We start from the raw sequence: 11,282 nt of genomic DNA, 5'->3' as shown, positions 1-11,282 counted from the left end.
AATGCACAATTATTACATCATGTACCTTATTTTCAATATGTTAAGATATTTGTTCCGATTTTGATCGGGACGTTGGATGCTAAAGGGGTAAAATCCGATAGCGAGCAGCTATGACTTAAGGTGGTTATAGCGACGGGGCTCACCTCTTACCATTCCGAACAGAGAAGTTAAGCCCGTTAGCGCCGATGGTACTGCATTTGTGGGAGAGTAGGTCGTCGCCTTTTTTAGAGAGTCTAATTACAATTGTAGTTAGACTCTTTTTTTTGTGATAAACTCTAGTGAAAGACCATTCTATTAGTTAGTTAAGCCTTAAACTTCTGTTAAAGAAAATTTTAATTATTAAAATTTTGTAACTTTGTTTTAGGATGAAACAAGTATTCCATAAAACAATATCAACATTAATGGCTTTTGTCGTGTTATTTTCTACAATGTCATTTACTATAGATATGCATTATTGTGGAGATATTTTAATAGACACTTCCGTTTTCAGTAAGGCAAATTCTTGTGGTATGGACATGCAGAAAACAGATTCTACTTCCGATTGTTCAATTACAAAAAAGGATTGTTGTACTGATGAACAAATTGCTGTTGAAGGTCAAGATGAGTTGAAAATAGCGTTTGAAACATTGACGTTAGATGAACACCTTTTTATTGCTTCATTTTTCTATACTTATATCAATCTTTTTGAAGGGTTAGAAGAAAATATTACTTCGTATAAAGATTATGAAACGCCACTCGTCATAAGGCAAATCTACAAGATTGACGAGACTTATTTAATTTGATTTTAAATAATAGACTGTATTATCCTATGGCTTTGTCATAAGGGTAATGTACTGTATTCGGTGTTGTCCCAACACTTATGTCTAATTGTTTAATAATCATACTAATGCTAAATAAAAGCATAAAATTTCTAATAGAAAATAAACTCGTAGCAGTTCTAATGCTCGTTCTTTTTGTAGGGTGGGGAACTGTAAACGCTCCTTTTAATTGGGGTGCTGTCTCGATAGCTATCGGGATTCCAAGTAATCCTGTGGCTGTTGATGCCATTCCAGATATAGGTGAAAATCAACAAATTGTTTTCACTAAATGGGATGGTCGTTCCCCACAAGATATTGAAGACCAAATCACTTACCCGCTAACCACCTCACTTTTGGGAATTCCGGGAGTAAAAACTATCCGTAGTTCTTCTATGTTTGGTTTTTCAAGCATCTATATCATTTTTGAAGAAGGTATAGAGTTTTATTGGAGTCGTAGCCGTATTCTCGAAAAGTTAAGCTCATTACCAAGTGGCTTACTTCCTGTGGGTGTAAATCCAGCATTAGGTCCAGATGCTACAGGTTTAGGCCAAATCTTTTGGTACACGCTTGAAGGTCGTGATGAAAACGGAAATGTAACTGGTGGTTGGGATTTACAAGAATTACGCAGTATACAAGACTATTATGTAAAATATGCATTGTCGTCTGCAAGTGGCGTATCTGAAGTGGCCTCTATTGGCGGTTATGTTAAGGAATATCAAGTAGATGTTAATCCAGAGTTAATGCGTCAATATAATATTGGATTGCATCATGTTGTGAAGGCTGTAAAAGAAAGTAATAAAGACATTGGTGCGCAAACCGTCGAAATCAATAATGCGGAATATTTAGTCCGTGGTTTAGGTTATGTGATGTCTATTGAAGATATAGAAAATGCAGTAGTTACTTCCGAAGATTATACATCAATCAAAATAAAAGATATAGGTAAAGTCTCATTTGGTCCAGCAACAAGACGTGGATTATTAGATAAAGAAGGTGCCGAAGTTGTTGGTGCTGTTGTTGTTGCAAGATATGGTGCTAATCCGATGGAAGTCATCAATAAGGTTAAAGAAAAAATTAGTGAATTAAGCGCAGGATTACCTTCAAAAATTTTGGCAGATGGACGAACTTCACAGGTTACTATTGTCCCTTTTTATGACAGAACAGAACTCATTCAAGAAACATTAGGAACATTAAACGAAGCCTTAACACTGGAAATATTAATTACTATTTTGGTCATCATAATTATGGTGTTCAATTTACGTGCTTCTATTCTCATATCGGGTTTATTGCCAGTAGCCGTTTTAATGGTTTTCATAGCCATGAAGATCTTAGGAGTTGATGCCAATATCGTAGCACTTTCTGGTATTGCTATTGCTATTGGTACAATGGTGGATGTAGGCGTCATACTTTCGGAAAACATTATTCGACATCTCGATGAAAGTGAAAATGTCATTCCGAAAGAACGAGGTACTAATGACGAGGGATCGCATCATGAGATTTTTCACTCCGTTCAGAATGACAAACATTCAATAAACAAAATTGTTTATAATGCTACAGCCGAAGTGTCTGGTGCCATTGTTACCGCAGTAATGACAACCATTATTAGTTTCATTCCAGTTTTTACCATGATTGGAGCTGAAGGGAAATTATTTAGACCATTAGCATTTACAAAGACCTTTGCATTAACGGCTTCAATTATTGTGGCGTTGTTTTTAATTCCGCCATTCGCTGCTTTTTTATTCAGAAAGAAAAGCATAAAAACCAATTTTAAATATGTTTTAAATGGTGTTTTAATCTTATTAGGTTTAGGAAGCATTGTATTTGGATATTGGATAGGTATAGTAGTTGTTGCTTTTGGAGTTACAGGACTTTTAAAACTTCAAGAAAAAATAAATAAAAAGAAAGCAAACGTTGTCAATATTATCATTTCTGTATTAACAATTGTCATTTTATTAGCTGAATATTGGAGGCCTCTGGGAGTTGATAATAGCATCTTTTTGAATTTAATTTTTGTAAGTATTATTTGTTTTGGATTATTAGGTGTTTTTTCATTATTTATAAAATATTACACACGTATTTTAAGATGGTGTTTAGATAATAAGTTGATTTTCTTGTCTATTCCTACAGGTATTGTCATTGCTGGGTTTTTTATTATGAAGCATACTGGTAAAGAATTTATGCCCTCATTAAATGAAGGCTCATTTTTATTGATGCCAACTTCAATGCCACATGCTGGTGTTGAAGAAAACAAACGTGTCTTACAGCAATTAGATATGGCAGTAGCCAGTATTCCAGAAATTAAAACAGTAGTTGGTAAAGCGGGTAGAACAGAATCGGCCCTTGACCCAGCACCGCTATCTATGTATGAGAATATCATTCAATACAAATCTGAATATATGTTGAATGAAAATGGTAAACGACAACGCTATAAAGTTAATGACAATGATTTATTTGAATTGAAAGATGGTCGTTTTATTGCAAACCCTAATACTACCGAAAATGTCACCTTGAGCGCAGTCGAAAGGTCTCAATTAATTCCAGACGATGATGGTAAGTTCTACCGTAATTGGCGACCAAAAATTAAGTCCCCAGATGATATTTGGAATGAAATTGTAAAGGTTACCAAATTACCCGGTGTTACCTCAGCTCCAAAATTGCAGCCCATAGAAACTAGGTTGGTTATGTTGCAAACCGGTATGAGGGCACCCATGGGAATAAAGGTAAAAGGTCAAGACTTAAAACAAATTGAAGTGTTTGGTGTTCAATTAGAAAACATGCTTAAACAAGTAGAAGGTGTTAAACAAGAAGCTGTTTTTGCAGACCGTATTGTTGGCAAGCCGTATTTGCTAATTGATATTGATAGAGAGAAAATTGCACGTTATGGCATTTCCATACAGGATGTACAAGAGGTGCTGAAAGTTGCAATTGGAGGTATGGTTCTAACCCAAACCGTTGAAGGTCGAGAGCGTTATGGTGTGCGAGTACGATACCCAAGAGAATTAAGAGCAAACCCAACGGATTTAAAACAAATTTACATACCTGTATCAAAAGACAGTTCCGTTCCGTTAAGTGAATTGGCAACTATTCGCTATGAACAAGGTCCACAAGTCATAAAAAGTGAGGATACCTTTTTAGTAGGCTATGTCTTGTTTGATAAATTAGATGGTTTTGCAGAAGTAAACGTTGTTGAAAATGCACAAGCATTGATTCAACAAAAAATTGACTCTGGGGAATTGATTGTACCAAAAGGTATCAGCTACAAATTCACCGGAACGTATGAAAATCAATTACGTGCAGAGGAAACTTTATCCGTGGTAGTACCATTAGCGTTAGCCATCATTTTTTTGATTTTGTATTTCCAATTTCGTTCTGTAGCAACTTCCTTAATGGTGTTTACAGGTATTGCAGTAGCATTTGCAGGCGGGTTTTTAATGATATGGTTATATGGTCAAGATTGGTTTTTAAACTTTAATGTCGCAGGGGAAAATATGCGAGATTTATTTCAAATGCACCCCATAAATTTAAGTGTCGCAGTTTGGGTTGGGTTTATTGCACTATTTGGAATTGCCACCGATGACGGTGTGGTTATGGCAACCTATTTAAAACAAACTTTCGATAGAAATACACCAGAAAACAAGAAAGAAATAAGAGCATCGGTAGTGGAGGCAGGAGATAAGCGAATTAGACCTTGTTTGATGACTACCGCAACAACCATTTTAGCATTATTGCCTGTGCTAACGTCAACTGGACGTGGAAGCGACATTATGATTCCCATGGCAATACCAAGTTTTGGTGGTATGGTTATCGCCTTAATCACATTATTTGTTGTTCCAGTATTATATAGCTGGAAACAAGAATTTGTTTTGAATAGATTAGAGAAAAAAGAGAATAGAATATAGACTTAAAAAAAAATAACAATGAAAAACTATAATAAGCAAATCGTACTGAAATCAGTCTTTCTTCTTTCTACTATTTTCTTTGTTCTTAAAGGAAACGCACAACAATTGGAAATACTTATTGAAGAAGCATTAAAAAATAGTCCAGAAATACAAAAATTTGAATTGCAATATAGCATTGTTTCTGAAAAAGTGAACGAAGTAAACACGATTCCAAACACAGAATTTGGTGTTGGTTATTTTGTAAGTGAACCTGAAACACGAATAGGAGCGCAACGCTTTAGAGTGTCTGTAAAACAAATGCTGCCTTGGTTTGGTAATATAACCGCAAGAGAGAACTATATAAGTTCTTTAGCCGATGCTAAACATGAAGACATTGTAATAACAAAGCGCAAACTAATGACAAAGGTATCTCAGTCCTATTACGTTTTATATGCTATTAAAGCAAAACAAGAAGTGTTGAATGAAAATGTAAATCTGCTCAAAACCTATGAGACTTTAGCGTTGACATCGGTTGAAATAGGTAAAGCATCAGCGGTAGATGTATTGCGTTTACAAATGCGTCAAAACGAATTAGAGCAATTATTAGATGTTTTGAGCCAGCAATTTTTAGCGGAACAAACTAATTTTAATAAGCTCTTAAATCGGGACAAAGGTATTGAGGTTACGCTTGTAAATGAGTTGATGATGCCTTCGGAAGATTTTGAAATCAACTCTGAAAATTTAGCATTACATCCTGAATTAATGAAATATGATAAACTGTATCAATCCGTAGAACAATCTGAATTTCTAAACCAAAAAGAAAGCAGTCCAATGATTGGTTTTGGGTTGGATTATATCCATGTTGAAAAACGACCAAACATGGATTTTAGTGACAACGGAAAGGATATCATAATGCCCATGGTATCATTGTCTATTCCCATTTTCAATAACAAATATAAATCACAAACCAGACAGAACAGGTTGCAACAGCAAGAAATTGAAGCACAAAAGCAAGAGCGACTAAATGTTCTAGAAACCATTTTAGATAAAGCAATTAACGATAGAATTTCTGCAAGAATTAATAACGCTACCCAAACCAAAAACCTAAAGCAAGCCAAAGATGCAGAAGACATTTTAATAAAGAGCTACGAAACAGGGACCATTGATTTTAACGATGTATTGGATATTCAAGAACTACAATTAAAGTTTCAGATGAACCAAATCGAATCGGTAAAAAACTACTATGTAAAAACTACAATTATTAATTATTTAGCACAGCAATAATGCAACACACATATCACATACACGGAATGACATGCAATGGTTGTCGCAGTCATGTAGAAGAAACACTTTCAAAAGTTGAAGGCGTTACAAAAGCTACAGTTGATTTAGAAAAGGCAGAAGCAATAATCGACATGGGGTCATACCTTCCTATTGAAAAATTTCAAGAAGCCTTAAAAAATGATGGTGGTAGGTACAGTATCGAAAAGTCCCACCTAGCATCTCCAAAGAATACCCACCCAGCCTCCCCTAAGGGGAGGAGCCACGACTCTAAAAAACATACTAATGAGAAAAGCCTCCTTCGCGGGTTGGGGACTTTCTACTGTCCTATGCATTGCGAAGGAGACAAAACCTATGATGAATCTGGCGATTGCCCAGTCTGTGGAATGGATTTGGTACAGGAGCAAGGCCCCCTTCGAGGGTCGGGGGGCTTTACATGCCCAATGCATCCAGAAATCATTAAAGATGAACCAGGAGCGTGTCCTATTTGCGGAATGGATTTAGTACCATTGGAAGCAGATGTTTCAGAAGAAGATAAAACCTATAAAGCCTTATTAAAAAAGTTTTGGATTGCAGTCGCCTTTTCTTTGCCAATATTTTTAATCGCCATGTCTGAAATGTTAGATAATAATCCCTTGTATTCTGTTGTAGAACAAAAGGAATGGAACTGGATTCAATTTGCGTTGTCAATTCCTGTCGTGTTTTATGCGACTTGGATGTTCTTTAAACGTGCTTGGACATCTATTAAAACAATGAACCTTAATATGTTTACTTTAATAGGTGTTGGTTCAGGTATAGCATGGTTATTCAGTGTATTTGCCATGTTATTTCCAGAAGTATTTCCATCAGATTTTAAAACTGCTGATGGTAATGTATTTGTGTATTTTGAAGCTTCAACTGTTATTCTCACATTAGTATTATTAGGACAGTTATTAGAAGCCAGAGCACATAGCCAAACTAGTGGAGCCATAAAGGAATTACTAAAATTAGTGCCTTCAACAGCAACATTAGTAGTTCATGGAAAGGATGAAATGATAGCTATCGATAAAATTCAACGGGGTAATTTACTTCGAGTTAAGCCCGGAGAGAAAATACCTGTGGACGGCAGTATTGTTGAAGGTCAAAGTGCTATAGATGAATCCATGATTACTGGAGAGCCTATTCCTGTAGATAAGCAAGAAGGTGATACAGTGAGTTCAGGGACTATTAATGGTACAAAATCATTCATCATGAAAGCCGAGAAAGTAGGTTCAGAAACCTTGCTATCTCAAATCATTCATATGGTTAATACTGCAAGTCGTTCCAAAGCACCTATTCAAAAGTTAGCAGATAGAATTTCTAAATATTTTGTGCCTATAGTATTAATCGTTTCTGTAATAACATTCACGGTTTGGGCAATTTATGGACCTGAACCTGCTTATGTATTCGCTTTTGTAAATGCAATTGCTGTTCTAATTATTGCGTGCCCCTGTGCATTAGGCTTAGCTACACCAATGTCTGTAATGGTAGGTGTTGGTAGAGGCGCACAATCTGGTGTATTGATAAAAAATGCAGAGGCATTAGAAAAAATGGATAAAGTGGATACCCTTATTGTCGATAAAACAGGAACGATTACAGAAGGAAAACCATCGGTTGAAAAAATAATTTCCTTAAATGATACTATTGATGAAGATCGTTTAGTGCATTATATAACATCATTAAATCAATATAGTGAACATCCTTTGGCAGAAGCTATTGTGAAATATGGTAAAGCCAAAATAAGAGCAGCTTCAAAAGTTGATGATTTTGAAGCTATTGCGGGTAAAGGGATTGTTGGAACAGTAAACGACTTTAAAATAGCTTTAGGTAATAACAAGTTATTGCAACAGTTCTCTATAGAAATTCCAAAAGCCTTAATTGAAAAAGTTGTCGCAGAACAAGAGCAAGGTAAAACCGTATCGTATATAGCTGTGAATAATCAAGCTGTGGGCTATGTTACTATTTTCGATGCCATTAAAAAAACAAGTCAAAATGCTATTAAAGAGCTTGAAAACAAGGGTGTTGAAGTAATTATGTTAACAGGTGATAATAAGAATACGGCCAAAGCGGTTGCAGCACAACTAAACCTGAAGCATTATAAAGCTGAATGTCTTCCTGAGGATAAATTAAAGGAAATTGAAACACTTCAAGAACAAGGTAAGATTGTGGCTATGGCAGGTGACGGCATTAATGATGCTCCTGCTTTAGCACAATCCGATGTTGGTATAGCCATGGGGACAGGCACAGATGTAGCTATTGAAAGTGCTTCAATAACATTAGTTAAAGGCGATTTACAAGGTATTTTAAAAGCTAAAAAGTTAAGTCATGGTGTTGTTAAAAATATTAAGCAAAATCTCTTTTTTGCATTTGTATATAATGTATTGGGAGTGCCAATTGCTGCAGGAGTTTTATATCCAATATTCGGGTTATTGCTCTCACCAATGATAGCCGCTCTAGCAATGAGTTTTAGTTCAGTTTCAGTCATAACCAATGCGCTGAGATTGCGAAAAGTTAAAATATAGATAGTATGTATAAATCACTATTTAAAATAGCAAAAATGGACTGTCCATCAGAAGAAAGCCTAATAAGGATGAAGTTAGATGATATTAAAGGGATAAAAAAACTTGATTTTGATTTAGAAAATAGACAATTGACTGTCTTTCATACGAATGATGTTATTCCAATTGAAAAAGCGATTCAAAAATTGAAGTTAAATGAAAAGAAGATTTCTACAGAACAAGTTGACATAGTTATAAATGAATCTAAAACCAATCAGTCAAGATTGTTATGGTCTGTACTCTTCATTAATTTCATTTTCTTTATCATTGAAATGAGTACAGGTATTATATCAAATTCAATGGGTCTTGTAGCTGATAGTTTAGACATGCTAGCCGATTCATTTGTTTATGGATTAAGCCTTTTAGCTGTTGGAGGCACAGTTTTAAAAAAGAAAAGAATAGCAAAATATGCAGGTTATTTTCAATTAATGCTTGCAACTATAGGCGTTATTGAGGTCATACGACGGTTTTTAGGGTTTGAAGCTTTGCCTGTTTTCTCCACAATGATAATCGTTTCAAGTTTTGCTCTAATAGCTAATGGTATTTGTCTTTACTTATTACAGAAATCTAAAAGCACAGAAGTCCATATGCGTGCAAGCGTGATTTTCACATCTAATGATGTTATCATAAATCTTGGTGTAATAATCGCAGGTATTTTGGTTAACTGCTCAAACTCTGGACTTCCAGATTTAATAATAGGAATAATAGTCTTTGCATTAGTAATTCAAGGTGCTTTAAGAATTTTAAAATTGAGTAATTAAAATATAGTAAAATGAAAAAATATATAATTTACATAGGAATATTAGCGGTAGGCCTACTTTTAGGCTGGATACTTTTTGGAGGTTCATCTAATAATGAAATAGAGCACAGCCATAATACGGTAGCTGAAACCAGCCAAATGTGGACCTGTTCTATGCATCCGCAAATTATGCAGCCCGAAGCTGGTGATTGTCCAATTTGTGGTATGGATTTAATTCCAGTTGCAAGTGGCTCAGACGGGTTGTTGGCAAATCAATTTAAACTTAATGAAAACGCTATGGCATTAGCCAATATCCAAACGTCTGTTGTTGGTGAAAATATAGAGGGAAACACTATAACTAAGCTTTCAGGAAAAGTGGCTAAAAATGAAGAAGCAAATACGGTTCAAGTAAGTTACTTTTCTGGACGGATAGAAAAGTTAAACGTAAGTTTCACGGGAGAGGAAATTCGAAAAGGACAATTACTAGCAAGCATATATTCGCCAGAACTGTATGCTGCACAACAAGAATTGTTAACGGCATCTTCTTTAGAAGCATCTCAGCCTTCCTTATATAAAGCGGTTCGTAATAAACTAAAGTTATGGAAGCTATCAGACAAACAAATCAATGACATTGAAGACACTGGAAAAATAAAAGAAAACTTTCCTGTAAATGCAACTGTTTCAGGAACTGTAACCGAAAAACTAGTAGCGGAAGGGGATTATATCAAACAAGGTCAGCCTTTATTAAAAATAGCAAATCTTAATACAGTTTGGGCAAATTTTGATGTATATGAAAATCAAATCGATTTATTCAAAAAAGGGCAAGAAGTGAAAATTTCAACCACTGCCTACCCAAATAAAGTGTTTAGGGGAAAAGTGGATTTTATAGACCCCATAATGAATACCAAAACTCGTACGGCAAAGTTAAGGGTGGTGCTAAATAATAAGGAGGATATGTTTAAACCAGGGATGTTTGTGCAAGGAGAAGTTGTAACAACATTTTTAGAGAATGATAAAGCTATAACAGTGCCATCTTCGGCCGTTTTATGGACTGGCGAACGCTCTGTAGTATATTTAAAGATAGATCCAAAACAAGCCGTTTTTGAAATGCAAGAGGTGCTTTTAGGAAATCAAATTGGAAGCAATTATGAAGTATTGGAAGGGTTAGGTATAGGCGATGAGATTGTTGCTAGCGGAACTTTTACAGTGGATGCATCAGCCCAATTACAAGGTAAAAAATCAATGATGAATAAAGATGGCGGCAAGGTAATGACTGGGCATGAGGGGCATATTGGAATGGATAATACACCAACCCGTGTTAACGAAGGTCAGACCAGAATAGATGAACGATTAGAAGTGTCTGAAGGTTTTCAAAATCAACTTAAAAAAGTATTTAATAACTACATCAGTTTAAAAAATGCTTTGGTTAAAGAGGATTCAAAAAAAGTATCGCAAGATGCTAAAGGGTTACTAAACAAATTGAGTCAGGTGGATATGAAATTGTTAACTGATAACAAAGCACATAACCATTGGATGTCCTTGGGAAATGAGATAAAAGAGTCTGCGAGTTCAATTTCAACTACAACAAGTATTAAAGAGCAGAGGAGTCATTTTAAACATTTGTCATCCCATTTAGCTAAGGCTATTCGATTATTCGGCATTGGACAAAATGTCTATTTTCAATTTTGCCCTATGGCAGGTAATAACAAGGGGGCATATTGGTTGAGCAAAGATGAAAAAGTAATTAACCCATATTTTGGTGAAGCCATGATTAGTTGTGGTGAAGTGAAACAAGTCATAGAATAGTAATCTAAATTTTTCTTTGAAAGATTGTCCACTTGAGGATTATCGAAATGAAAATATAGTTTCATTGAAGATACCGAGCCGAGAAAATATTAATGTAATTTAGAACCATTAATAGCAAGGTCGTTTTGTGTTTAATGGGCTCAACACAAAAAGTTGTGGAGTATTTAAAATTGGTTGAACTTTGAGCCAAAAATTTTTATGTCCTCAG

At 35.2% G+C, this 11,282-nt stretch carries 6 protein-coding genes and 1 rRNA gene; all 7 read left to right on the top strand.

Annotated elements, in window-relative coordinates:
* Positions 1-116 precede the first annotated feature (116 nt).
* The 7 genes from rrf (at position 117) to ABD935_RS16475 (ending at position 11,074) form a co-directional block, all read left to right on the top strand.
* Positions 117-224: ribosomal RNA gene (gene rrf / locus ABD935_RS16505) — 5S ribosomal RNA — on the top strand.
* A 141-nt stretch (positions 225-365) separates the two neighbouring features.
* Entirely contained in the window at positions 366-782 is a 417-nt protein-coding gene (locus ABD935_RS16500) for an HYC_CC_PP family protein (RefSeq protein WP_345194029.1), read from the top strand.
* A 104-nt stretch (positions 783-886) separates the two neighbouring features.
* Positions 887-4,693, top strand: coding sequence for an efflux RND transporter permease subunit (locus ABD935_RS16495; protein ID WP_345194027.1), 3,807 nt, complete (start codon positions 887-889; stop codon positions 4,691-4,693).
* An 18-nt stretch (positions 4,694-4,711) separates the two neighbouring features.
* Positions 4,712-5,956, top strand: a complete 1,245-nt coding sequence (locus ABD935_RS16490; RefSeq protein WP_345194025.1) for a TolC family protein — start codon at positions 4,712-4,714, stop codon at positions 5,954-5,956.
* On the top strand, positions 5,956-8,493 hold the full coding sequence (locus tag ABD935_RS16485; RefSeq protein WP_345194023.1) for a heavy metal translocating P-type ATPase: 2,538 nt from the start codon (positions 5,956-5,958) through the stop codon (positions 8,491-8,493). The genes ABD935_RS16490 and ABD935_RS16485 overlap by 1 nt, the downstream gene beginning before the upstream one ends.
* 5 nt (positions 8,494-8,498) lie before the next feature.
* On the top strand, positions 8,499-9,290 hold the full coding sequence (locus tag ABD935_RS16480; RefSeq protein ID WP_345194020.1) for a cation efflux transmembrane domain-containing protein: 792 nt from the start codon (positions 8,499-8,501) through the stop codon (positions 9,288-9,290).
* A gap of 11 nt (positions 9,291-9,301) precedes the next feature.
* Complete coding sequence (locus tag ABD935_RS16475; protein ID WP_345194018.1) at positions 9,302-11,074, top strand: efflux RND transporter periplasmic adaptor subunit; 1,773 nt, start codon at positions 9,302-9,304, stop codon at positions 11,072-11,074.
* The last annotated feature ends 208 nt before the right edge of the window (positions 11,075-11,282 follow it).

Source organism: Algibacter agarivorans (assembly GCF_039543245.1).
Classification (GTDB): Bacteria; Bacteroidota; Bacteroidia; order Flavobacteriales; family Flavobacteriaceae; genus Algibacter_G; species Algibacter_G agarivorans.
Note: the sequence above shows the minus strand (reverse complement) of the source record. Positions and strands in the feature narration are given on the sequence as shown.

What these genes read in the sequence shown, in the direction of transcription:
- ABD935_RS16480 (WP_345194020.1), top strand. Translation starts at nt 8,499, where the DNA reads ATGTATAAATCACTATTTAAAATAGCAAAAATGGACTGTCCATCAGAA.
- ABD935_RS16490 (WP_345194025.1), top strand. Translation starts at nt 4,712, where the DNA reads ATGAAAAACTATAATAAGCAAATCGTACTGAAATCAGTCTTTCTTCTT.
- ABD935_RS16500 (WP_345194029.1), top strand. Translation starts at nt 366, where the DNA reads ATGAAACAAGTATTCCATAAAACAATATCAACATTAATGGCTTTTGTC.
- ABD935_RS16485 (WP_345194023.1), top strand. Translation starts at nt 5,956, where the DNA reads ATGCAACACACATATCACATACACGGAATGACATGCAATGGTTGTCGC.
- ABD935_RS16475 (WP_345194018.1), top strand. Translation starts at nt 9,302, where the DNA reads ATGAAAAAATATATAATTTACATAGGAATATTAGCGGTAGGCCTACTT.
- ABD935_RS16495 (WP_345194027.1), top strand. Translation starts at nt 887, where the DNA reads ATGCTAAATAAAAGCATAAAATTTCTAATAGAAAATAAACTCGTAGCA.